This is a genomic window from Paenibacillus sp. NPDC058071 (assembly GCF_042885235.1).
Lineage (GTDB): Bacteria > Bacillota > Bacilli > Paenibacillales > Paenibacillaceae > Pristimantibacillus.
This window is the reverse complement of the sequence record NZ_JBHVSK010000015.1, coordinates 49,836-73,003: the sequence shown is the minus strand read 5'-3', so window position 1 is coordinate 73,003 and position 23,168 is coordinate 49,836. Positions and strand designations below refer to the sequence as shown.

General features: G+C 54.9%; 20 protein-coding genes. 13 read left to right on the top strand and 7 right to left on the bottom strand.

The genetic code is table 11. The annotated features are described in order from the left end of the window. Positions 1 to 79 precede the first annotated feature (79 nt). From ACFVTB_RS21370 to ACFVTB_RS21345, 6 genes are all read left to right on the top strand, one after another. Positions 80 to 2,071: an amidohydrolase family protein gene (locus tag ACFVTB_RS21370; RefSeq protein ID WP_387753734.1), complete on the top strand. Its 1,992-nt coding sequence runs from the start codon at positions 80 to 82 to the stop codon at positions 2,069 to 2,071. 261 nt (positions 2,072 to 2,332) lie between these two features. Then, a complete protein-coding gene (locus ACFVTB_RS21365; RefSeq protein ID WP_387753731.1) occupies positions 2,333 to 3,244 on the top strand; it encodes a DUF2232 domain-containing protein in 912 nt (303 codons plus the stop codon). 17 nt (positions 3,245 to 3,261) lie between these two features. After that, positions 3,262 to 5,223 carry a DHH family phosphoesterase gene (locus ACFVTB_RS21360; RefSeq protein WP_387753728.1) on the top strand — a complete coding sequence of 654 codons (1,962 nt, stop codon included), beginning with the start codon at positions 3,262 to 3,264 and terminating at the stop codon, positions 5,221 to 5,223. Next, positions 5,220 to 5,666: a 50S ribosomal protein L9 gene (gene rplI, locus ACFVTB_RS21355; protein ID WP_387753726.1), complete on the top strand. Its 447-nt coding sequence runs from the start codon at positions 5,220 to 5,222 to the stop codon at positions 5,664 to 5,666. Before ACFVTB_RS21360 ends, rplI begins: the two co-directional genes overlap by 4 nt. Positions 5,667 to 5,694: 28 nt before the next feature. Next, positions 5,695 to 7,059 (top strand): replicative DNA helicase, encoded by a 1,365-nt coding sequence (gene dnaB, locus ACFVTB_RS21350; RefSeq protein WP_387753723.1) that lies wholly within the window; start codon positions 5,695 to 5,697, stop codon positions 7,057 to 7,059. 200 nt (positions 7,060 to 7,259) lie between these two features. Further along, positions 7,260 to 8,546 (top strand): adenylosuccinate synthase, encoded by a 1,287-nt coding sequence (locus ACFVTB_RS21345; RefSeq protein ID WP_387753721.1) that lies wholly within the window; start codon positions 7,260 to 7,262, stop codon positions 8,544 to 8,546. Between the two features lie 32 nt (positions 8,547 to 8,578). Here ACFVTB_RS21345 and ACFVTB_RS21340 read toward each other — a convergent pair whose 3' ends face one another. The 6 genes from ACFVTB_RS21340 to ACFVTB_RS21315 are packed head-to-tail and all read right to left on the bottom strand — an operon-like array spanning position 8,579 to position 14,106. Continuing rightward, entirely contained in the window at positions 8,579 to 9,724 is a 1,146-nt protein-coding gene (locus tag ACFVTB_RS21340; protein ID WP_387753718.1) for a GerAB/ArcD/ProY family transporter, read from the bottom strand. A 19-nt stretch (positions 9,725 to 9,743) separates the two neighbouring features. Beyond that, the gene (locus tag ACFVTB_RS21335; protein WP_387753715.1) at positions 9,744 to 9,971 is read right to left on the bottom strand and encodes a hypothetical protein; all 228 of its coding nucleotides are present in this window, start codon (positions 9,969 to 9,971) and stop codon (positions 9,744 to 9,746) included. After that, positions 9,968 to 11,101, bottom strand: coding sequence for a GerAB/ArcD/ProY family transporter (locus ACFVTB_RS21330; protein ID WP_387753713.1), 1,134 nt, complete (start codon positions 11,099 to 11,101; stop codon positions 9,968 to 9,970). Before ACFVTB_RS21330 ends, ACFVTB_RS21335 begins: the two co-directional genes overlap by 4 nt. Positions 11,102 to 11,117: 16 nt before the next feature. Continuing rightward, positions 11,118 to 11,354, bottom strand: a complete 237-nt coding sequence (locus tag ACFVTB_RS21325) for a hypothetical protein (protein ID WP_387753710.1) — start codon at positions 11,352 to 11,354, stop codon at positions 11,118 to 11,120. Then, positions 11,351 to 12,538 carry a Ger(x)C family spore germination protein gene (locus ACFVTB_RS21320; protein WP_387753707.1) on the bottom strand — a complete coding sequence of 396 codons (1,188 nt, stop codon included), beginning with the start codon at positions 12,536 to 12,538 and terminating at the stop codon, positions 11,351 to 11,353. Before ACFVTB_RS21320 ends, ACFVTB_RS21325 begins: the two co-directional genes overlap by 4 nt. 5 nt (positions 12,539 to 12,543) lie before the next feature. Then, positions 12,544 to 14,106 (bottom strand): spore germination protein, encoded by a 1,563-nt coding sequence (locus tag ACFVTB_RS21315; protein WP_387753704.1) that lies wholly within the window; start codon positions 14,104 to 14,106, stop codon positions 12,544 to 12,546. A gap of 190 nt (positions 14,107 to 14,296) precedes the next feature. Between ACFVTB_RS21315 and ACFVTB_RS21310 the strand changes: the two genes are divergently transcribed. From ACFVTB_RS21310 to ACFVTB_RS21280, 7 genes are all read left to right on the top strand, one after another. After that, on the top strand, positions 14,297 to 14,998 hold the full coding sequence (locus ACFVTB_RS21310) for a hypothetical protein (RefSeq protein ID WP_387753702.1): 702 nt from the start codon (positions 14,297 to 14,299) through the stop codon (positions 14,996 to 14,998). Between the two features lie 243 nt (positions 14,999 to 15,241). Further along, positions 15,242 to 16,807, top strand: coding sequence for a peptidoglycan DD-metalloendopeptidase family protein (locus ACFVTB_RS21305; protein WP_387753700.1), 1,566 nt, complete (start codon positions 15,242 to 15,244; stop codon positions 16,805 to 16,807). Between the two features lie 204 nt (positions 16,808 to 17,011). Continuing rightward, on the top strand, positions 17,012 to 17,776 hold the full coding sequence (gene yycF / locus ACFVTB_RS21300) for a response regulator YycF (RefSeq protein WP_387753697.1): 765 nt from the start codon (positions 17,012 to 17,014) through the stop codon (positions 17,774 to 17,776). After that, positions 17,773 to 19,620, top strand: a complete 1,848-nt coding sequence (gene walK / locus ACFVTB_RS21295) for a cell wall metabolism sensor histidine kinase WalK (RefSeq protein ID WP_387753694.1) — start codon at positions 17,773 to 17,775, stop codon at positions 19,618 to 19,620. The genes yycF and walK overlap by 4 nt, the downstream gene beginning before the upstream one ends. Further along, complete coding sequence (locus ACFVTB_RS21290) at positions 19,617 to 21,194, top strand: YycH family regulatory protein (protein ID WP_387753692.1); 1,578 nt, start codon at positions 19,617 to 19,619, stop codon at positions 21,192 to 21,194. Before walK ends, ACFVTB_RS21290 begins: the two co-directional genes overlap by 4 nt. Before the next feature lie 55 nt (positions 21,195 to 21,249). Then, entirely contained in the window at positions 21,250 to 22,002 is a 753-nt protein-coding gene (gene yycI / locus ACFVTB_RS21285) for a two-component system regulatory protein YycI (protein ID WP_387753689.1), read from the top strand. A gap of 58 nt (positions 22,003 to 22,060) precedes the next feature. Beyond that, positions 22,061 to 22,867 (top strand): MBL fold metallo-hydrolase, encoded by an 807-nt coding sequence (locus ACFVTB_RS21280; protein ID WP_387753858.1) that lies wholly within the window; start codon positions 22,061 to 22,063, stop codon positions 22,865 to 22,867. On the opposite strand, the gene ACFVTB_RS21275 is transcribed toward ACFVTB_RS21280, so the two are convergent. After that, positions 22,836 to 23,072, bottom strand: a complete 237-nt coding sequence (locus tag ACFVTB_RS21275) for a hypothetical protein (RefSeq protein ID WP_387753686.1) — start codon at positions 23,070 to 23,072, stop codon at positions 22,836 to 22,838. The genes ACFVTB_RS21280 and ACFVTB_RS21275 overlap by 32 nt on opposite strands. Between the last annotated feature and the right edge of the window lie 96 nt (positions 23,073 to 23,168).

Sequence of the window (23,168 nt, the reverse complement as noted above, 5' to 3'; positions counted from 1 at the left end):
GCATCGGCGGTGGTCTATTTTCCGGCGCTTTAGGGGAAAATATTACCATACGACGGTTTAACATCAGGAGGGGCTTTCGATGAAGGAAGAGAAGCGCCAAAAAGACGGTAACCGCAGACGGTTCCGTCTTTTTGGCTTATTTGCGCTGTTAATCGCCGCGATAGCTTTGTATCCGGGCTGGTACAAGGACGGAGAAGGAGCAGCGCCAAGGCTGGCGAGCAAGGAAGAAGCGAACCGGCCGGCATCGGCGGCAAAGGAAAGCGAGGCGGCGGCTGAGCTGGCCGTGGAATACGACCTTGTCATTGCGGGCGGGCGGGTGATTGACCCTGAGACGAAGCTCGACGGAGAGGGCTGGAATGTGGGCATTACCGGCAGCCGCATTGAGGCTGTGACCGCTAAACCGTTAAAGGGCAAACGTATCATTCAAGCGAAAGGGCTGGTTGTCGCGCCGGGTTTTATCGACAACTTGTCCTATGATCCGAATCCGCTCGGGGTGTGGCAGAAGATTGCCGACGGTGTAACGGCCAATATTGCCATGCACGGCGGTACGAAGTCGCCGGACAAATGGTACAGCTACTATGAGCGCAATGAAACGCCGGTTCATTTCGGCACCTCGTTCTTCTATACGCAGGCGCGCAATACGTTCAATCTGAGCCGTTACGACAACGCCCAGCCGGAACAGGTCGGGGAGCTTGTGCAGATGGCCGAGGAGGCGCTGAACAACGGCGCGCTAGGCATATCGTTTAGCCTTGAATATGTGCCCGGCATTACGAAAGCGGAAATATTGCCGCTGATGGAGCTGGCGCATGAATACAATGTGCCCGTCTATTTCCACGCTCGTTATTCCGATATGGAGGAGCCAGGCACTAATATTGAAGCGGTAAACGAGCTGATCGCCTATGCCGAGCAAACGGGAGCGGCCGTTCATATTGACCATATCAACAGCACCGGCGGGACGTTCTCCATGAAGCAATCGCTCGCCTTGATCGAGGAGGCGCGCGACCGTGGGCTCGATATAACGTCCTGCGTCTACCCTTACGATTACTGGGGAACGTACCTCAACTCGGCCCGATTCGACGAGGGCTGGCAATCGCGCTTCCACATTACGTTCGATGACTTGCAGATTGCCGGCACGATGGAGCGGCTGACGGCGGAAACGTTCAGCCGCTATCGTTCCGAAGGGAAGCTGGCGGTAGCGTACGCCATACCGGAGCAGGATGTGGTCGACGCGCTGAAGGCGCCTTACGTGATGATCGGCAGCGACGCGATATTGGAGCCGGGATTGAACAATCATCCTCGCGCTTCCGGCACGTTTGCTCGCACAGTCGGCTTATACGTGCGAGAGCGGCAGGTGCTGTCGCTGATGGATGCGGTGGCGAAAATGACGCTGCTCCCGGCTCAGCGGCTGGAGAAGCAAGCGCCGGCCTTGCGGAAAAAGGGCAGGCTGGCGAAGGGGATGGACGCGGATATCGTCCTATTCGATTACGGTACGATTCGCGACCGGTCCACCGTGGACAAGCCGGATTTAACCTCTTCAGGTATCCGGCATGTTATCATAGGCGGCCAATTAGCGATGGAGGACGGTAAGCTGAACAAGCGGGTCCGCGCGGGAGAGCCAATCCGCAGCCGCTTTGTTCGTTTGAAGGAAGGGGCCGGTACGCTGCAATGGGGGGAAGACCGGACGCCGGTTGTTTCGCATAACGGGACCCCTTACGTCGACATTGAGACGCTGAAACGGCATGGCTACAGCCTGATCGCGGGCGAGGGGGTGCGGTCCGGGGTGTATCGTGCGGTCAGTCCGAGCGGCGGCGACGAGTTGACCTCGGTCTTCGGCGGCAAGGCTAGCAAACGCAAGCAGACTACGCCTGTGCAGGAGAAGAATGCAGGAGAAGCGCCAGCCTTGCCGATAGGCGAGCTCATGTTGGAACGGGGACATCAGTTGGAAGCTGGCGAGACGGCCGCGCAACTGATGTCGATCGGCAATCGCGATTTTATGCCGCTGACGGCGTTCCAAGCGTTCGGATTGGAGATAGCCGAAACGAAGGACGGCTGGGCTGTTCAGTCGAAATAAAGCGAGTTGCAATTGCGAATAGAGGAAACAACAAAAGCAGCGGCGGCCGGTACAGTGCCGCCGCTTTCTTTTTTTAACCGTTATAAACGGGAATTTCGGGCGTATCCTATTTTTTGAAACGCGGGCCGAACCGCGCCGTATCAAGGAGAACGGGCAGTGGGCGGGCTGTTCGGATTGTGGATGCGATGTTAAGCTTTTGTGCTATAATGGGGTGGAACGTTTAATGGCACAATAAATCGCAGACGATTATGTACGCAAGAGGTGAAAGGTTTGAATCCTGGATTGAAATCAGTTCTTTGGAGCGTAGCGGCACTGCTGCTTATTTTGACGCTGGCCGTGCCGGGACTGAATTTGTTGACGATTATGGTCATGATGGTGCCATACGTCGTGCTCTATACGATGCTGACAACGCGCTCGTTCTTATTTCACTTGATTCCCGTGTGGGTGATTGCAGCTTTGCTGCTCGGACCGGCGGTGCTCATTATTGCGTTGTTCTTCCTCGTTCCAGCCGTCGTTATGGGACAATTATACCGCAAGAAGGCGCCGGCGCCTTCGGTACTGAAGCGAACCTTTGCGGCGCTGCTTGCGCTGCTGCTGCTGGAAATGATCGTATTCCAGTATGCGCTTGGCATATCGATGGTCGATGAGCTGACCAATACCGTTCGGACCATGATGAGCGAGATTCAAGCGCAGAACGTCCTGCCGGAACAATGGACGGAATCGCATACGGATGCGCTAATTCGGACGATGATTCATTCGATTCCGCTCGCTTTTATGGTGATTTCGTTTCTATTTACGGTCGTTGCTCATTATATTTCCCGGCGCGTACTGCGGGCCGGCGGAATCGACGTTCCGGCTATGCCGGAAGCGAAGGACTGGAGATTGCCGCGCGGACTGGTGATGCTGTACTTGATCGTTTATGTAATGGCGCTGTTTGTATCCGCCGAGAGCAACTCCTTTTTCTCTGTCGCTATCGTGAATCTGCTGCCGCTGCTGCGGCTCGCATTCGCGGTTCAGGCTATCGGATTTTTCTTTTATATCGCGCATGAACGCCGCTGGAACAAAGTAGTCCCGGTACTGATCGCCATCCCGGTGCTGCTCATTCCGCCGCTTCACCTTATCGGCGTGCTCGATGCCGCCTTCCCAATCCGAAAGTCGTTTAAGAAAAATTAGCACAGGAGCGAATAGGAATGCCGAAGTTTCTTGTTAAGCGATGGCATGGCATGCATCAAGTTTGGGCCCTCGTATTTATGATTTTAATGACGGTGACGCTGGCCTGGTTTCATTGGCTTCCGGGCCTGATCGGCCTGCTCCTGACAGGAGCGGTCGGGGTCTATACGGCGCTGGCCGAGAAAGCGTTCCGCAATGATTTGAAATCCTATCTCGGAACGCTGTCGTACCGGGTGAAGAAAGCCGGCAACGACGTGATCGGCGAGCTTCCGTTCGGCATTATTTTGTACAACGAGGAGAAGACGGTCGAATGGCATAACCCTTTTATCGCGCAAATGATGGGACAGGAGTCGGTCGTCGGACAACCGCTGATCGAGCTTTTCCCGTCTTTGCAGCAGGCGAAAGATAAGGAGGGCGCCATTGAGGCGACAGTCGGCAGCCACGTTTACCAACTCATTTTCAAACAAAAGGAACGGCTCTTATACGTTAACGACATTACGGAGTTTTGGAAGCTGGGTAAAAAGTACGACGAAGAGAGGCTGGCGCTCGGCATCGTTATGATCGACAGTCTGGATGAAGTAACGCAAGGGATGGACGACCATCAGCGGAGCTCGCTTCAGTCGAAGGTGACGACGGAAATTACGGAATGGGCGCAGCGCTATCAAGTTTTCTTGAAAAGGCTGACGTCAGACCGGTTTCTGCTCATTACGGACCAGAAGACGCTGCGTCAATTGGAGCAATCCCGTTTCCTCGTCCTAGACGAAGTGCGGGAGATGACCGCCGATCAGAAAATTCCGATTACGCTCAGCATCGGCTTTGCGGCGGGTGCGGAGAGCATTGTCGAGCTCGGCGCCTGGGCGCAGTCGAGCCTCGATATCGCTCTTGGCCGAGGCGGCGATCAGGCGGCGGTCAAGTTCGGGGGACGGCAATCGTTCTACGGCGGCAAGACCAATGCGGTTGAGAAGCGGACGCGCGTTCGCGCGCGGGTGGTTGCCCATGCACTGCGGGATTTGATTCGCGAGAGCAGCAACGTCATTATTATGGGGCATAAGATGCCCGATATGGATGCGGTGGGCGCGGCGATCGGCGTGCTGAAAGCGGCCCAGCTCGGCGGCAAAGAAGCGTATATCGTGCTCGAAGGCACGAACCCTGCGATTGAAAAAATGATGGAAATGCTGCGCGAGGACGACCGTTTCGCGAAGCGGTTTATTTCGCCGGAGCAGGCGATGAGCTTGACCGATTCGCATACGCTCGCTATTGTGGTCGATACGCATAAGGCGTCAATGGTCAAGGAGCCGAAGCTGCTGACCATGACGAACCGGATCGTTGTCGTCGACCATCATCGTCGCGGCGAGGAGTTTCTGTCGAATGCGATTCTCGTCTACATGGAACCGTACGCTTCGTCGGCCTGTGAGCTGGTGACGGAGCTGCTGCAGTATATTCACGACCGTGTCGTGCTCGACGTGCGGGAAGCCACAGCGCTGCTCGCGGGCATAACCGTCGATACGAAAAGCTTCTCGTTGCGGACGGGAGCGAGAACGTTTGAAGCGGCCTCGTTTCTGCGCCGCAACGGAGCCGACTCGATGATGATTCAGCGGATGCTGAAAGAGGACTTGGAAGAGTACGTACGCAAGGCTGAGATCATTAAGCACGCCGGCGTATATTACGATCATATCGCGATTGCTGTCGTTGAGCCCGGGCGGAAGGTGCCGCAGCTGCTGATTGCGCAGTCGGCCGATACGCTGCTCAATATGACGGACATTCAAGCTTCGTTCGTCATCGGTGAAAGACAGGATGGCCTAATCGGCATCAGCGCCCGGTCGCTGGGCGGCATGAACGTTCAGGTCGTCATGGAAAGAATGGGCGGGGGCGGGCATTTGACCAACGCCGCCGCCCAGTTGGAAGGCACGGTCGCAGAAGTGGCCGACAAGCTGAAACGGGTATTGGAAGAAATTGAAGCGGAAGAGGGGTTATTCGAATGAAAGTGATCTTTTTGAAGGATGTTAAAGGGCAAGGAAAGAAAGGCGAAGTCAAGGAAGTGTCGGAGGGCTACGTACGCAACTTCCTGCTGCCGCAAGGGCTGGCTAAACCGGCTTCGGACGGCAACCTGAAGACGCTGGAGGTTCAGAACGCCTCGGAAGCGAAGCGCAAGGCGCAGGAGAAAGCGGATGCGCAGACGCTCGCGAAAAAGCTGGAGGAATTGACCATCGTCATTAAGACGAAGGCAGGAGAAGGCGGCCGGTTGTTCGGCGCCATCACTAGCAAGCAAATCGCCGAAGCGCTGGAAAAGCAAACCGGTATTAAAGTCGATAAACGCAAAATCGATCTGGACGAACCGATTCGCGCGTTGGGCGTGACGCAGGTTCAAGTGAAGCTGCATGCAGAAGTTAAAGCCAAACTGAGCGTGCAAGCGGCGGAAGAATAAGCGAGAGAGCGGAGGGGAGGGATGCTGAATGAGTAACGAGCTGATGTTTGACCGCGTTCCGCCGCAAAACCTGGAGGCCGAGCAAGCCGTTCTGGGGGCGATTCTGCTGCAGGCCGAAGCACTGATTACCGCGATGGAGCGGGTGCGCAGCGAAGACTTTTACAGCGTTCCCCACCAGCACATTTACGAGGCGATGGTCGAGCTGGGTGAAAGCAACCAGCCGGTCGACCTCGTCACGCTGACGGCCCACTTGCAGGATCAGCAGCTGATCGAGGAGATCGGCGGCGTCACCTATTTGGCCAGGCTGGCAAGCGCTGTGCCGACGGCGGCCAACGTCGATTATTACGCGCAAATCGTCGAAGAGAAATCGATGCTCCGCCGTCTGATTCGTACGGCGACCAATATCGTGTCGGACGGCTATGCCAATACGGACGAGGTCGGCGTCATGCTGAGCGACGCCGAGCGCAAAATATTGGAAATCTCCAATCGCCGCTCCGGCAGCGGCTTCATCTCGATCCGAGATGTTCTGATGGAAGTGTTCGATAAGGTCGAGGGGCTTTATAACAATAAAGGCAAAGGAATGACAGGCATTCCTTCCGGCTTTACCGATCTCGATAAGATGACGTCGGGCTTTCAGCGCAGCGACCTCATTATCGTTGCTGCCCGTCCTTCCGTCGGCAAGACGGCCTTCGCGCTGAACATTGCGCAGAACGTCGGCGTACGAGCTCGCGAGACAGTCGCGATCTTCAGTCTCGAGATGTCCGCGGCCCAGCTGGTTCAGCGGATGATTTGCGCCGAGTCGAACGTCGACGCCGGCCGTATGCGGACCGGCTATCTGGAAGGCGACGACTGGGAGAAGCTGACGATGGCGATCGGCGCCTTGTCCGAGGCGCAAATCTTCATTGACGATACGCCGGGCATTACCGTCGCCGATATTCGCGCGAAATGCCGCCGTCTGAAGAAAGAACGCGGACTGGGCATGATTCTGATTGACTACTTGCAGCTCATTCAAGGCCGCGGCAAGGCGGGCGAGAACCGGCAGCAGGAAGTATCGGAAATTTCCCGTACGCTGAAGCAGATCGCCCGTGAGCTGGAAGTGCCGGTTATCGCGCTGTCGCAGCTTAGCCGGGGCGTTGAGCAGCGGCAGGACAAGCGTCCGATGATGTCTGACCTTCGGGAATCCGGCTCGATCGAGCAAGATGCCGATATCGTATCGTTCCTTTATCGTGACGATTACTACGATAAGGAATCGGAGAAGAAGAATATTATCGAGATTATCATCGCTAAGCAGCGGAACGGTCCAGTCGGAACGGTCGAGCTTGTTTTTCTTAAGAACTACAACAAATTCGTGAGCTTGGATCGTTCCCATGATGATCCGTCGCAAGCCTCATAAGGTTTCTGAAAATATCCGAACAATTGTATGGGCAACCGTGCAATTGTTCGTTTTTCGTTTGACTTCTGTCGGGCGGACTGCTACACTATTAGTGCTGTCTTCCGGCGAATGACGGTTAGCCTCTTTCGAGCGCTAACGCACCGCAGTGCGGTAGACGGTAATTTTCGGTGTGCGCAAGGCACCCGGACGGGGGTATGTTTATGTCTACGGTAGTTGTTGTCGGTACGCAATGGGGAGACGAAGGGAAAGGCAAAATTACCGACTACTTGGCGGACGGAGCAGACGTTGTTGCACGTTACCAAGGCGGTAATAACGCCGGACACACGATTTTGATCGACAATAAAAAGTATAAGCTGACGATGATCCCATCGGGCATCTTCAATCACAATAAACTTTGCGTCATTGGCAACGGGATGGTTATCAACCCGCAAGCGCTGATCGACGAAATTAACTATATTCATGAAAACGGCTTTTCGACCGAAAACCTGAAAATCAGCGACCGCGCGCATGTTATTATGCCGTATCACCTGGTGCTGGACGGACTCGAAGAAGAGCGCAAAGGCGACAATAAAATCGGTACGACGCGCAAAGGCATCGGCCCGTGCTACATGGATAAAGCAGCGCGTAACGGCATCCGTATCGCCGATCTGATGGACGCGGAGGAATTTGAGTCCAAGGTTCGCCGTCTCGTCGTAGAGAAGAACCAAGTGATCGAGCAAGTGTACGGCGGCGAGAAGCTGGACGCTGACCAAATCGTACAAGAGTATTTGGTCTATGCGGAAGTTCTTCGTCAATATGTAACCGATACTTCGGTTGTGTTGAACGATGCGATCGATACGAACAAGAAAGTGCTGTTCGAGGGCGCGCAAGGCGTTATGCTCGATATCGACCAAGGTACCTATCCGTTCGTTACATCATCGAATCCGTCCGCAGGCGGCGTCTGCATCGGCTCCGGCGTCGGTCCTTCGAAAATTCAGCAAGTTATCGGCGTAGCCAAAGCGTACACAACGCGCGTAGGCGACGGTCCATTCCCTACGGAGCAAATTAACGAGATCGGCGATCTGATCCGCGATAAAGGCCACGAATACGGTACAGTTACGGGCCGTCCGCGCCGTGTCGGCTGGTTCGACACCGTCGTTGTCCGTCACGCTCGCCGCGTGAGCGGCATCACCGGCTTGTCGCTGAACTCGCTGGACGTGCTGACAGGTCTTGATACGGTTAAAATCTGCACCGGCTACAAATACCGTGGCGAAGTGATCGAGCATTATCCGGCTAGCCTGAAAATGCTGGCGGAATGCGAAGCGGTCTACGAGGAAATGCCAGGCTGGTCCGAAGATATTACAGGCGCGAAGACGCTTGAGGATCTTCCAGTGAACACGCTCAACTACTTGAACCGGGTATCCGAGCTGACAGGTATTCCGATCGCGATCTTCTCCGTTGGACGGAACCGCGAGCAAACGAATCCGGTCGTTGACATCTATAAATAAGCTATGCGCATAAAGAAGCGCCGGTCTCGTCATTAGGACGAGGCTGGCGCTTTTTCGCGCAATTTGGCATTATCGGCTGCTGCAGCGTTCCCTGGCGGCGGCTTCTGCCCCCGCAGCAAGCTGACAAGGAACAGCAGCAAAGGGACAAGGAAGGCGATTGTTAAATAGAGCAGGGCAAATTGAAACGGCAGCGCGTAAAGCTCAATCATCGAATGGAACGACCACTTGCCGAGCTCGAACACGAGAATGGCAATCGGCAAGACGAGCGGCCGGTAATCTGGAAGTCCAAACCACTGTGCAAATCCAAGGGCGGAAGCGTAATGGAGCATGACGCAGCGGATAAAGACATCGAGCACCCAGAACAGCACAATGAGGGAGTCCAGCCTTGAAACAAAGCTGAACAGCGAGACATACCGCGTCAGCATCATAAACGGATAGTTGAAGGAAGTGACCGCTTCTCCCAGTACGAGAAGTACGATCAGCATCGTCCCGGTAAAGGTGACGACCGTCCAGCAAACGGACAAAAATCCCCATTTTGCCGCTTTATCCGGGTCTCTTAGGAACGGCAGAAAAAACGTCGTGTACGCAAACATGGGAAACCAAATTTGCATGTACACCATTGCTTTTGTGATGGACATCCAGTCGGATTCAAGCAGCGGCAGCATATGATCGACCTGAATGTTTCCGGCCAGCGGCATGGAGAGCAGCAGCGTAATAATGACGATAACGGGCGCCAGTATTTGCGCGCAGCGGGCGATCACTTCTACGCCTAGTCTTGCGGCAAATGCGCTGACTGCCAGCATGGACGCCGAAATGATGAGGCCGGGGGTCTCATCGAAAAAGGCGGTGCCCATAAAATCGGTAAATTGCCGCATTTGATGCCCGTTCTGAAACGTCATAACGACCAAGAAAACGAGACCAAACGCTTTGCCCAGAGGCTTGCCGACAATTTGTTCGGCATATTGGACAAGCGACTGTCCCGGATACAGCCGATGCAGCCGAACCATAATTGCGACGGCCGCAAAGCCAACGATGGAGGCGAGCGACGGAATGAGCCAGCTGGCGGTATGCGCATATTTGTACAGCCGGAAAGGGGAAGTGAGCATAGCAGTCGCGAGCAGCGACAAATAAGTCATACAGGCCAGCTGAGCGCTTGATATTCGGCCCTTCTCCAACATTATTCATTCCTCCTCTCTACTAGGGTGCAAAGCTCTTGGCGATCGGATCAAAGAAAAGCTTCAGAAGCTGCCTCGGACCCGGAAAGTCCGGATAGGCGGCAATCGTTACAGCTATCGAGAGGGTGGTCAGCCAGAAGAAGGCATACACCGCGGCGGTACGCCGGTGCAACAGCTTGCCGATGTCGATAATCGGCAGGAAAGCGAACAGCAGCCCAATGCCGACATAGTGCCAGAAGCCGGGCGTCATACAGCGGCTTCCTCCCTTCCTCCGCCCGGTTCCTCCGCTTGCGCAGGCGGCTTCGCACGCGTGAACGCTTTACGCATCCAAGCGGCTGCCAGCAGGAGCAGCGGCAAGACGATGCCGGACAGCGTATAGAATAACGGCAGTTCGAAATCCTTCGTTTGCCCGAATTGCGTGGTCGATATATTCCAGACACTAATGGCGACGAGCAGCATTCCAGCCGGCAGAACGATCGGCTCGTAGCGGGGCAAACCCAGCCATTGCGCAAGTCCGACTGCGCCGCAGTAATAGCCGTAAATGATGCGCAAAAAGAAAGCCGTCACCCAAACCATCATCATCAGCGACTCCATATGCTCGAAAAATTCGCTGAAGGCCGCATAGCGAGTTAGGACGAGGAACGGATAGTGATACGTCAATGCGGCGCTCCCGAGCAAGCTCACAATATGCCAATTGACGAAAATCATCAGCAAGCAGAGCAGGATAGGAGATAGACTGAGCCACAGGGCCGTTCTTGGCGTCTGTCGCACATTAGGAATATAGAAAGCGCCAAAGCTGAAGAGGGCGAACCACAGCTGGAGCGCGAATCCGCCGGTCATCGGCGGGCCGATGCCATGCTCTAGGAAAGGGCTGATCGGTACTAAATCCGGATAGAGCGGAAAAATAATCACGCAGAGAATAACGCAGGTTAGCGGAAAGAAGAAGGTCGCCAGGCGCGCGATTACCTCGATTCCGCTTTTGACGGCAATGGCGCATACGAGCGTCAGGCATGCGCCGAGCACTATGGGAGGCGTTAGCAGGTAGAAGGAGCCGCTTAAGAAATCGATCAATTGCTTGACGACAAAGCCGGTCGAATAAAAAATAAAAAACAGGACCAGCAGCGAGAGCGCTTTGCCCGGATATTTGCCGAGAATCGCCTCCGCATATTGAACGATGGTCATGCCCGGATAAAGACGATGCAGGGCGATCAGCGTCCAAATGACGATCAGGCCGCCTATGCAGCCGAATATCGGAGCCACCCACATGTCGAGACCCGCGAAAGAGGCCGAAACGCTTGGCGATGCCATAATGGTCGTGCCGCTGGAGGACAGAAACATCAGAATGCAGAGCTGTGCGGCAGTGATGCGTGCTTTTAACATAACGGAAGAACCTCCTTTACGACATCGATGAAGAATGGGTTAGCTTCGCAAGAAAAGAAGCCAATGGCTCAAGAACGAATTCGATAAACTGCTGCGGTCCGGGAAGGTCCCGATCGAACAGCAGGACGAGCGAAAGCAACCATACGGCTGCAAGCATAACGGTGAATATCGTTTTGGTGCGACTGTCGGTAAGATTTCGCCACTCCGCCAGAGCAATCAGCAAAGCGGCGCATGTCGTGTAGAGGACGTTCACCGTTTACCGCCTTCCTGGATATCCTTCGTATGGTTCACGTTCTTGCCGACCAATCCGGTTCTCATAATGGTGATATGCGCCTCATAGCGCACAGGAATCGTCGGAAACAAGGTGTCCCAGGCGGGCTTCATCTCCCGCCACTGGCTAGGATAATGCCGATGAAATTGGTTAGCGAAGCCCAGAATGTCCGTATTGGCTTGCTTTGCCGCGGTTACGGTCCGTTTAATCCGCTCCACCACGGCCTTCTCGTACTGCTTTTGCAGCGGTTTAATGACTTCCGGCTTGGCAACGTCAGCGGAGGTCGTGTTCTCGATCAGGCTGCCGGTGCCCTCTACTTTAATTTTGATGCCCAGACGGCCGTCGACCATCTCCGGCTTGATCCAACAGTGGCTGTCGGCGAGCTGAACAGAGATGAGGCCGGGCTGGTCTTTCAAGGAGGTCGTCAGCGTAGCCTGCCTAATTTCATTGCGCAGCCACAGCATGCCGCGGGATTTTCGCTCGTCAAACATCGCATTCATTTTCAAGTTTTTAAAGGAGGCGGTCCCGCCGATAAAAGGCGAATCCCGATTGCCGGACGGCTTGATGCTAACCCAAGGAATAACGGCCGCATGCGCTTCATCGGCTAGCATAACGATTACGTCGAGCAGCGTCATATTCAGGCTGTCATGCAGCACAGTCATTTCTCGCAGCATTTCCGCGCTGTTGCGTTCGATACTCGGCTGCCATTGTAATATCTCATCCGCCGATCCTTTGCTAACGAACAGGTTGGCCCGTTCGCGCGGATGCGGGTGACGGCTTAGAAAATCCATCGGATCACTGATGCCGTGCTCGGCCAGCCTGCTGCTAATAATGAACACGTCGGCTTGCCCCCAGAAAAGCTTGCGAGACAGCAGCTCTTGCAGCTTCGATTCGGCGTCGGCGGTGTTGACGCCGACAGCGCTCTCGATGAGCGCTTTTTTATTGCCGATTTTCGGACCGCCGCCTTGGGATTGCTCCGGCGATCCGCCTCCGGAGCTGTCGGTTGGCGTATAAATTTGAATCGATAGCTTTATTTTTTGATCATCGGTCAAGTCGAACCCTGCCGCGGTGACGATCGCCAAATCGTTGATTTCGATGCGGTCCCAGCAGCCCGTCAGCAGGAGGGCGAAGAGCGGCAGAATAAGCAAAGCCCGTAGTGCGCGCATCGGAATCATTCCTTTTTTAATCGGTTATAGGGGGTGCGAAACCGGAATTTATTCCACAGCGTTCCGGTAAAATGAGGCCTGGTTGTCATCGCCCTTCGAGGGGCGCGTATCAGCGTGTCTTTCAACTGGTCCCACTCCATAGGGGCGAGCGGAGACATGTAAGGAACGCCGAAGGACCGGAGCGACAGCAAATGAATGAGCACGAGCAGTCCGCCCAGAACGACGCCGTACAGACCTAGAATACCGGCGCAGAACATGATCGGGAACCGAATAAGCCGAAGCGCCAGGCTGAACGAGTAGTTCGGGATTAGAAACGAAGCAACCCCGGTTATGGCGACGACCATGACCATCGGCGACGATACGATGCCTGCCGAGATGGCTGCTTGCCCGATGACGAGCGCCCCGACGATGCTGACGGCTGCGCCAACCTGCTTCGGCAGCCGAATGCCGGCTTCGCGCAGCGCCTCGAACGTAATCTCCATAAGCAGCGCTTCGAAAAGTGCGGGAAACGGGATTTGTTCGCGGGATCTTGAGATGGTGAGCAGCAGCGTCGTCGGAATCATCTCCTGATGAAAGGACAGCACGGCAACGTAAATCGACGGCATGAACAGCGCAATGAAGACGTTCAGCAGCCGCAGCCAACGAATGCCGGTGGAGACGAAGGAGCGTTGGTAGTAGTCTTCCGGCGATTGCAGCATCATGGCGAGCGTTACCGGCGCGATCAAGGAGAACGGGGTACCGTCGATCAGCAGGGCGACCCTACCTTCGAGCAGCGCCGCTGCCACCACATCGGGGCGCTCGGTTGCCTGAAGCTGCGGAAAAAGCGACATAGGGTCGTCTTCGATCCATTCCTCGATGCCGTTGCTGTCGATAATGCCGTCGTTCTCGATCCGCCCGAGCCTGTTCTCCATTTCTTCAATAAGACCGGGATCGGCAATGCCTTCGATAAAGGCGATAGCTACCGCTGTTTTGGTATACCGGCCAATATGGATCGTCTTCAGCTTGAAAGCCGGCGTATGCAGCCTCCGCCGCAAGAAGGCGGTATTCTGGCGAAGCGATTCGACGAAGCCCTCGCGCGGGCCGCGCACGACCGTTTCCGCTTGCGGCTCCTCCGTCTGGCGTCCGAATTGGGCGGCCAATTCGAATGAGGCGGCTTGCTTGAGGCCATCCGCCATCAGCACCGGATTGCCGTCGGAGATGCTGTCAACCAACTGCTGAATATCATCGATGGTCTGCATCGAGGAGATGGCTGTCCGCTGCGTAAGGGCAGTTATAGAAAGAGGCTTTTTCAGCTCGGTTTCTTTGAGCGGAGCGATGACATGCAAATCGAGCTCCTTCGTATCGGTCATGCCCTCGATATAGACAACGGCCGCTGAATGGCCGTCGGCCAGAAGGAACGGATAGAGTATAAAATCGGAGGCATTCCGAAACAGTTCGCGAAGGACGGCTAAATTCGCAGCAAGGTTGGGAGAGAGCTTCTTGGCAAGCAGTGCGCGCTGCTTCGATAACAGCTGCTCGAGCTGCCGGTCGTTTCCTCCGCTATTCTGCTGTTGCGCCTTGTCGTCCATCCCGATTCCCTCCAGTGGTCCACATGTAATCGATAGGATGTTCAATCATTATGAAAATGATGCAAAGTATGGAAATGATTCGATTGCAGAGAGAATGCAACCTTCCATTTTTGACCATAATGATAGGAAAGAGACGGGGATAATCGCTGCAAGACAAAGGCGGAGCTGATGAAAGGTAGGATGGATGCACATGTGGAAAATGACCGGATGGCTGGCGAAGACGGTAGCGGCCGGACTTATTATAAGCTTCTTGTCGATCTGGACGACGGGTTATATCGTGAACAGCTATGTTGAGACGCTGCTGAAGCAGTACAATCTGCCGATCGAGGTGCAGCCGATGGCGCTCTCGGGGGTATGGGGCAAGCTGTGGGGCGCGAAGGCGGCGGACAAGCCCGAGCGTGGGCAGCCGAGCGATAGCGAGGCGATCGATAAGGGCAGCCAGGGCCAAGGAGAAGGCGTGAGCGAAGGCAGCGATCCGGCGTCGGTCGACGCTTTCGCCGAGAAAGCCCCTATAACCGGCATCGGCGGCGGAGGCGGGTCGAAGGCGGCAGGCGCGGGAACGGAAGCGGGCGAAGGAATCGTAGACGAGAATGGGTCTGGAGGCCCAGGAGATGGTGCCGCAGGCGGTCAAGCGCCATCGATTGACGGGACGGAGACGGCGATTACGACCGAAAGACTAGGTCAAGTGAAAGAGGAAATGACTGAGGCCGATAAGGAGGAATTGTTCGGATTATTGATGAGCAAGCTGCCTCAGGAGGCTTGGCAAACGATCTCTCTTTACATGGAAAATGGACTGACGGACGAGGAATTAACGGCGGTTCAGCAGATTATGGCGCAGCATCTGGATAAGCAGCAATACGAACAAATGATGAATATTCTGAAAAAATATTAATCAACCTCTCTACCAGGAATTGTTGCTCCTGCCGATAGGCATATGATAAAGTATTAGGCGAGTGATCCGACAGGAGCATTCGCCTTTTTGTATGTTAAGACTTTATCCGTGCAGCATCGACTGAAAGGCTTAGTTCCAGACGCGAAGCGACTGCGATTGCCGACAAAATGAAAGGCAGCCGCTAGCGATTCCGTGTCGGAAATTTAGACTATAGAGCAGCAGTATCGCAAAAAGGAGACGATCATGACCGTTTTTAGGCCAAAGGATCGGGTTCGAAAGGCATGGGACGCTACCGTTCAAGCCTACCGGAACTTCCGACCCGAGCGATTTACAGGCAAGAAACAGCAGCAGTCGTCAAGTCAAGCGACGATCTCTTCCCCTTGGTGGCGGAAGAAGCCGGTATGGTGGACGGCTGGGCTGTTAGTCGTACTGGCGGCAGGAGCCGGTGTCGGCGTCAATCAATATATAAAGGCAAACACAGTAGACTACTATAATGTATATATGAATGGCGCCATGGTAGGAACGATTCAAGATCCTTCGGCCGTCGATCAACTGATCGACCAGGAGACGGAGAACGTGAAGCAAGCGAATCCGGACGTCACGATGGTCCTCGATTCAGGCGAAATTACTTACAGCAATGAAAGTGCTTTCAAGGCGATTCCCGAGACAGAGCAAACGCTGGGCAAATTGCAAGGCATGTTCTCGTCTCATGCGGTCGGCGTCGAGCTGAAGGTCGACGGCAAAGTGATCGCTATTGTGAAGGATCAGGAGACGGCAGATGCGATTCTGACCCGTGTGCAGACGAAGTACGCCCCGAATCTCGCGGCGGCTAAGAAGAAGAGCGGCGAAGTGAAGGCGCTCAGCTTCACCTCCACAAGCGCGAGCACCGAGAAGGCTCCGACCAAGAATGGCACGCTGCTGCAAGAGGTAGCGTTCGTCGAGCAGGTAACGTCGGGTACGGTAGAGACCGATCCTTCGAAAATTAAGGACGCTGCAGAAGTGTACAAGCAGATCGTGCAGGGCGACATCAAGCCAACCAAGTATACGATTCAGAAGGGCGATTGCATCGGCTGCATCGCCGACAAGTTTGATATATCGCCGGAAGTCATCTATGACAACAACCGCTGGATCGAAGAGGACAAGATCAAGGCGGGCGATGTGCTTGACCTGACGGTCTTGAAGCCAGAGGTGACGGTCAAGACGGTTGAGAGCGTAACAGAGACGATTACAATCGAACCGCCGGTCGAGGTCCGCAAGAGCGACACGATGAAAGCCGGCGAATCGAAGGTGATCAGCGAAGGCCAGAAGGGCTCGAAGCGCGTTACATACCAGGTTGTGAAGCAGAACGGTTATCTGGTTAGCGAAGAACTGGTCAGCAGCGATATTGTCAAGGAAGCAGTCGCTTCCATTGTGATTAAAGGTACGAAGGTTGTGCTTGGCGAAGGATCGGGACGGTTCGCGATGCCGGTCTCCAATTGGTCGCTTTCCAGCAAATACGGCAAGCGATGGGGCCGTGCGCATAAGGGCATCGACATTACCGGCAGCAAATCGATTCTGGCCTCTGACGACGGCGTGATTTCCTTCGTCGGCAACAAGAACGGGTATGGCAAGGCCATCGTTATCAACCATAAGAACGGCTACGAGACGTTATATGGACATCTCAGCTCGTACAACGTACGGGAAGGGCAAATCGTCGAGAAGGGCGATAAGATCGGCGTTATGGGCAGCACTGGCCGATCGACGGGCGTACATCTGCATTTCGAAATTCATAAGAACGGCGTCGTACAGAATCCGCTCAAGTACTTATAATCCTTTATAAAGAAGTGAAGCGAATACCGTCCCGGCTGCGGCTGCGGACGGTATTCTTTTTTTTTCGGCAGCAATCGTCATAGGAGGGTGTGTTGCGCGTCAAAGTTTGGCAGCGGCGGCATGCAAGTTTCATTGTGAACCGTCCCGGTTGGTATGGTAAGATAGAAGTATCTAAAAATTGGACAAGCGACAGGCGGTGTAACGATGCACGGGAAAATATTAGTGGTCGATGACGAACAGCCAATAGCCGATATATTGAAGTTTAACTTGGAGAAGGAAGGGTACCAGGTCATCTGCGCGTTTGATGGCGGAGAGGCGGTACGGCTGGCGGAAGAAGAGAAGCCGGATTTGATGCTGCTCGACTTGATGCTGCCGGTGAAGGACGGCATGGACGTCTGCCGCGAGGTACGCTCGAAGGGGCTGCAGCTGCCGATCATTATGCTGACGGCGAAAGATACGGAAATCGACAAGGTGCTCGGACTGGAGCTTGGCGCGGACGATTACGTCACAAAGCCGTTCAGCACGCGGGAGCTGCTGGCGCGGGTGAAAGCGCATTTACGCCGTCAACAGAAAATGGCGGAAGCGCCGACTGAAGCGGCGTCCGGCAGCTCCTCCGATGCGGCGGCCGCAGAGCGGGAGAAGCAAGGGCTGAAGCTGTTCAACCTGTTCATCGATACCGACATGTATGTGGTGTACAAGGACGGCGAGCCGCTTGATTTGACGCACCGCGAGTACGAGCTAGTCTACTATATGGCGCGAAACAGCGGGAAAGTGATGACGCGCGAGCATTTACTGCAAGCGGTATGGGGCTTCGAGTATTTCGGCGATGTGCGGACGGTCGATGTAACGATTCGCCGTTTGCGTGAGAAGATCGAGGATGATCCGAGCCGTCCAGAATACATTATGACGCGGCGCGGACTCGGTTATATGATGCGCAATCCGAAATCGGGAGGGTTCGGCTACGCATGAACGGAAAGCGATTTTTTCGCACCATTCAGGTGAAGCTCGTCATCATTTATTTGCTGCTCATTCTGGTAGCGATGCAGCTGATCGCCGTCTACTTTATTAGTACGGTCAAGACGTCGCTCACCGACAACTATACGAACAACTTGAAGGAACAGGCCGATATTTTGTCCAAGCTGGCGGCGCGCAATTTGGCGACCAAGCCGACTGGCGATAGCGAGGCTTCGGCGGAAAGCGCCGAGGATTTGAGTCTCGTCGTCCGCAATCTATTCAGTATTAGCGGAACCGAGGTGCAGGTACTAGACGGCAACGGGCGAGTCGTCGCGACGTCGCTTCAGGTGCCGGAGTCGTATATCGGCAAGAAAAATACGTCGCTTGCCGTCAGTCGGGCGCTGCAAGGCATCTCGGATAACGAAGAGGAAATTATCGACGAGAACGGCGTCCGGAAGAAGATTATTACGATTCCGGTTACTTACAATGATAATGAGCGGGTCGTCGGGGCTGTCTATATGGTCGCCTCGATGGACAGCCTTTACGACACGGTGAACCGGGTCAATCAAATTTTTATATCAGGAACGCTCATTGCGCTAGGTTTGACAGGCTTGCTCGGGGTTCTGCTTGCGCATACGATTACAAGTCCGATTCAAGGGCTGACCCGCCAAGCGGCGGCCGTGGCCGAAGGGAGATTCGACGAGCAGGTGCCGGTGCTGGGAGACGACGAAATCGGTCGACTCAGCTTGGCGTTCAATGATATGACGACCCGGCTCAAGGAAGCGTTGTCCGTGAACGAGGAAGAGAACGAGAAGCTCGGCTCTATTCTGTCGAACATGAGCGACGGTGTTATCGCAGCTGACGAGAACGGAAAGATTATCGTCTGGAACCGCCGCTCGTTGGAGATGCTCGGCGTAGAGACTTGCAAAGGCTGCAGCATGTCCGATCTGCTTGGATTGACGGAAGCGAAGCTGCAGGAGCTTCGCCAGGGAGTCAAGCAGACTTTTATTCTCCATCGCCATGAGGATGAAGAAGAACAGGATGAAGCGGAATCGGTGCTGCGCGTTAGCTTTACATCGATTCACCGCCGCGACAAGGGCATTACCGGAACGATCGCGGTGCTGCAGGACGTGACCGATCAGGAACGGCTGGAGCAATCGCGCCGTCAATTTGTCGCGAACGTATCGCATGAGCTGCGCACGCCGCTTACGACGATTAAGAGTTATGCCGAGGCGCTCGACGACGGCGCTATGGCCGAGCCGGAGCTTGCGCATCGATTCGTCGGTGTCATTCGCAACGAGACCGAGCGCATGATTCGGCTCGTTACCGATCTGCTGCATCTGTCGCGCCTCGATTCCAATCAGGCGCCGCTGCGCCGCAGGCAGACGAATATTCATGAGATGCTGGACGAGGTAGCCGATCGCTTCTCTTTCCAACTGCGGCAGAAATCGATTCGTGCCTCGATTCGCGTGGAGCGAAGCTTGAAGTCGGCGTGGCTGGATCGCGATCAGATCGATCAGGTGCTCGACAACTTGATGTCGAACGCCATCAAGTATACGCTCGACGGCGGCACGATCGAGCTGGGTGCGCGCAAGCCCGACGACGGGACAATCGCAATTAGCGTGAAGGATACCGGAATGGGCATTCCGAAGAAGGACTTGTCCCGCATTTTCGACCGCTTCTATCGGGTGGACAAGGCGCGGTCTCGCAATATGGGGGGTACAGGCCTCGGCTTATCGATTGCCCGGGAAATTGTGAAGGCGCACGGCGGCACGATCGCGCTGAGCTCCGAGTTGAATGAAGGCACGACGGTCACGTTTACACTTCCGGCGCTGCAAGAGGAAGGTGAACCGGTATGATCGAGAAGGCGAAGACGATGCTGCTGGTGCTGCTGGTCTCGATAAGCCTCGTACAGTCTTACATGCTGGCTTACAGCATGCCGGGCCTCGGCGCGACAGTGAAGACGGAGCAGGATATTATTAACGCAGAGCCTCTTGGCATGCCGTCCGATCTGGATAGCGTAATCGCGCCGGAGGAGATGATCATCCATTTTGGCAGCGATAAGCATACGGTGCTGTATCCTGGCACCACGTTTTACGATATGATTTTGCGGGGACGCATTCAAGGGCGCGAATTTAAAGGCTTTCAGCGGAATCCGGTTAGCGTTCTGAATTGGGACGAAGTGCGCCGCAACGATATGGGCGTGGAGCTGCGGTTCCCGAACGGGCTGCCGATCGATTTGCTGAAGAAGCTGCTTAAAGTGCAGGGCGATCTGCTGTTCTTGAATGAAATGATCGATCGCATCTGGATTTTTAAAACGAGCGATACGGAGGTCGTTCGTACCTTCTTCTTCACCGCCGACGGTGAGACTGTCTATGAATCGACGCAGGCCGATTTGACGGTGCGCGACGTGCAGGACTATGTCGGCTTCGGCGAATACCAGACGAAGTATGCGGTGACAAGCGACGGTATCTATCTGCCGTCGAAGCCGATCCAGTCGGTCGAATCGATCTATGGCTACGAGACGTATTCACCGGATTTGATGCAGCGCAACCTGTTCTTCGATCCGGCGACGACGAAAGCGCTGAAGGACCGCAATGGCTCACAAATTTTCACCGACGGCAAGCGAGGCTTGCAGGTCGAGCAGAACGGCATGTGGATCATCTATACCGACCCAGCCGCTTCGCAAAGCGTCGACAACCTGCTTGGCGAGAATGTATTCGCGTCGGTCGAGTACGTCAACTCCCATGGGGGCTGGGACGGCTCGCATCTGTTCGTTAATACCGAATATGTGGGCGACGGCAAGGCGGGTAGAGTTGTGCAATTCCAGCAATATCTGGATCACTACCCGGTCATTCCAGCGCCGCATTTCCAATATGGACGCATTCGTCTGACGATGCAGCAAAGATTTGTGACGGAGTATACTCGCTCGCTTATTACGCTCGCTAAGAAGGCCGATTCCCGTGAGCCAAGATGGCTGCCAGGCGGCGATGATTTGAAGGCGGCGCTTGATCAATACGAGCGCCGGTCGGAGGCGGTACGCGTATTCCCGGCCTTGCAGGCCGAACCGCAGCTGGAAGAGCGAAAGTTGAAGTTCTCGCCGGTATGGGTGGTGCAGCTGGCGGATGGAACGCAGGACGTGCTGCTCCACGCTTATCCGCGAGGCTATGTACCGCCGAAGTCGGATGAGGATGACGAACCGGACAAGGAGAGCGGCGGCGATCATAGTTCGCCGCCGCCTGCAAACGGCAGCGGCAATAACGGTAGTGGCAGCAATGGTGACGGGGGCAAGGAAACGCTTGATGCCGGATCAGCGGACAAAAGTGCGGATGCGGGCAAGCGTACCGGCATAGACACTGATGCGGACGCAGGCAAAGACAAAAGCATGGATGTTGGCGCGGTTTTTAACGGTACAAATCTAGGGCCAGGCTGATGCACGGGGAAACGTGCAAGCTTAGGACTGATCTTGGGAGCGGAGGTGAGGACCGTTGGATTGGGGCAGAGCGAAGAATGTTTTGATATTGACCTTTTTGCTGCTCAATATTTTGCTTGGTTATCAGCTGTGGGGCGATATTCGCGAGCAGCTGAACGCCAACAAAAATACGGCCGAGCTTCCGCCCGAGACGTTGACGATCATGAAGCAGAAGCGCATTGAGCTCGACGCGACGCTGCCGCTGGATACGCCAAAGCTGCGTGACTTGACCTATCAGCTGCAAAACGGAGGATCTGATCGGCAGGATACGGTGCAGCTGAAAATGCCGGTCGACAGCCGAATTATTTTTACCGAGAAGGATTTGCTGAATCAGCTGGGCGGACAAATTCCGGACTTGGCGCAGTACCGGTTCGATCTTCTGATGAGTACGGATCAGGTGTTTGTACTTTACAAGATGGTCGACAATCATCCGATGTTTGATGTGAGGCTGGAGCTGTACTACAGCAACCAGAAAATTACGGCTTACAAGCAGATGCGTGTAGAGGTGCTCGGTTCCGGTGAGGCGAAGGAGCAAACGGTGCTGCCGGCTTCGAAGGCGGTCGCGCCTTTTATTGAAAGGAACTTGCCGAACGGCTCGATTATCCGCGACATCCAGCTCGGCTACCACGGACAAACGTTCGATACCGATACGCAGGTGTCGGCGCCTTATTGGCGGGTCGTGCTGGAGGATGGGCTTGTCTACTATATTCATGCGATCAGCGGGGAAGTGGCGCAGGATAAAGAGCATGCGGCGGAGAAGAGTTCATAGGCAGGCAGTGAGAATGGAAAGGCCCACGGGAGCGGGAGAAAGGACTGGACGAGGCGACATGGGATTGCGATTTACGGTGCTGGCAAGCGGCTCTACGGGCAATGCAACAGTAGTATACAACGGGGACAAAATGGTGCTGGTTGACGCCGGCCTGAGCATGAAAAAAATGGACGAATTGCTGCGCGAGCAGGGCGTGGCTGGCCATCAGCTGGACGCGCTGTTTGTGACGCACGAGCATTCGGACCATATTAAAGGGCTGGGCGCATTCGCGCGTAAGCATCAGCTGCCGATCTATGCGAACGAAGCGACATGGGGGGCGATGGAACGTCATGTCGGTGCAATCGAAGCGGACAAGCGGGTTGTGATCGAGACCGGCGAGGACATGCGGATCGGCACGATGCAGGTGCGGTCGTATCCGATTTCCCACGACGCGGCGGAGCCGGTCGGGTACACGTTCGAGGACGACGGCGAGAAGTTGAGCCTCGCGACCGATCTCGGCTATATGAGCGAGAAGGTGAAGCGGGAAATCATAGATTCGGACGTGCTAGTGCTAGAGTCGAACCATGATACGGAAATGCTCCGCATGGGGCGCTATCCGTGGAATATTAAGCGGCGCATCCTGAGCGACGTGGGCCACTTGTCCAATGTGGCGGCAGGCGAAGCGCTGTGCGAGTTGATTACAGATCGGACGAAGCGGGTTTATTTGGCCCATTTGAGTCTCGACCATAATTTGATGGATTTGGCGAAGCTGACGGTGACGAGCGTGATGGAGGACAACGGCCTCTTTTTCAAAAAGGATGAGAATCCGCTGAGGGAGACGTATCACGACCGCCCTACGGCATGGGATGAAGTGAAGCGGAAATAAGAGATTCCATTTCGGCGTCGAGCTGTTCCGCTTTGGCGTTCAGTTCGTCGCGGGTAATGACGTTTTTATCGACTAAAAGCTCCAGCATGGCGCTTAACGTCAGAACGGTACGGTAGTGTTCTTCTTTCAGGTCGGCAAGCTTGGCGACTAGCTGAACTTGCTCCCAAGAAGAGGAAGCGGAATTTGTGCGAGTTTTTGTTTTCATAGATTGTGTGCTCCTTTCAGAAATGCCATAATGAAAGCAATGAATCTATTATTATTTTAGTCACGTTTTCCGAAAACATTCCTATACAGACAAATA

What these genes read in the sequence shown, in the direction of transcription:
- ACFVTB_RS21370 (WP_387753734.1), top strand. Translation starts at nt 80, where the DNA reads ATGAAGGAAGAGAAGCGCCAAAAAGACGGTAACCGCAGACGGTTCCGT.
- ACFVTB_RS21360 (WP_387753728.1), top strand. Translation starts at nt 3,262, where the DNA reads ATGCCGAAGTTTCTTGTTAAGCGATGGCATGGCATGCATCAAGTTTGG.
- rplI (WP_387753726.1), top strand. Translation starts at nt 5,220, where the DNA reads ATGAAAGTGATCTTTTTGAAGGATGTTAAAGGGCAAGGAAAGAAAGGC.
- dnaB (WP_387753723.1), top strand. Translation starts at nt 5,695, where the DNA reads ATGAGTAACGAGCTGATGTTTGACCGCGTTCCGCCGCAAAACCTGGAG.
- ACFVTB_RS21345 (WP_387753721.1), top strand. Translation starts at nt 7,260, where the DNA reads ATGTCTACGGTAGTTGTTGTCGGTACGCAATGGGGAGACGAAGGGAAA.
- ACFVTB_RS21340 (WP_387753718.1), bottom strand. Translation starts at nt 9,724, where the DNA reads ATGTTGGAGAAGGGCCGAATATCAAGCGCTCAGCTGGCCTGTATGACT.
- ACFVTB_RS21335 (WP_387753715.1), bottom strand. Translation starts at nt 9,971, where the DNA reads ATGACGCCCGGCTTCTGGCACTATGTCGGCATTGGGCTGCTGTTCGCT.
- ACFVTB_RS21330 (WP_387753713.1), bottom strand. Translation starts at nt 11,101, where the DNA reads ATGTTAAAAGCACGCATCACTGCCGCACAGCTCTGCATTCTGATGTTT.
- ACFVTB_RS21320 (WP_387753707.1), bottom strand. Translation starts at nt 12,538, where the DNA reads ATGCGCGCACTACGGGCTTTGCTTATTCTGCCGCTCTTCGCCCTCCTG.
- ACFVTB_RS21315 (WP_387753704.1), bottom strand. Translation starts at nt 14,106, where the DNA reads ATGGACGACAAGGCGCAACAGCAGAATAGCGGAGGAAACGACCGGCAG.
- ACFVTB_RS21310 (WP_387753702.1), top strand. Translation starts at nt 14,297, where the DNA reads ATGTGGAAAATGACCGGATGGCTGGCGAAGACGGTAGCGGCCGGACTT.
- ACFVTB_RS21305 (WP_387753700.1), top strand. Translation starts at nt 15,242, where the DNA reads ATGACCGTTTTTAGGCCAAAGGATCGGGTTCGAAAGGCATGGGACGCT.
- yycF (WP_387753697.1), top strand. Translation starts at nt 17,012, where the DNA reads ATGCACGGGAAAATATTAGTGGTCGATGACGAACAGCCAATAGCCGAT.
- walK (WP_387753694.1), top strand. Translation starts at nt 17,773, where the DNA reads ATGAACGGAAAGCGATTTTTTCGCACCATTCAGGTGAAGCTCGTCATC.
- ACFVTB_RS21290 (WP_387753692.1), top strand. Translation starts at nt 19,617, where the DNA reads ATGATCGAGAAGGCGAAGACGATGCTGCTGGTGCTGCTGGTCTCGATA.
- ACFVTB_RS21280 (WP_387753858.1), top strand. Translation starts at nt 22,061, where the DNA reads ATGGGATTGCGATTTACGGTGCTGGCAAGCGGCTCTACGGGCAATGCA.
- ACFVTB_RS21275 (WP_387753686.1), bottom strand. Translation starts at nt 23,072, where the DNA reads ATGAAAACAAAAACTCGCACAAATTCCGCTTCCTCTTCTTGGGAGCAA.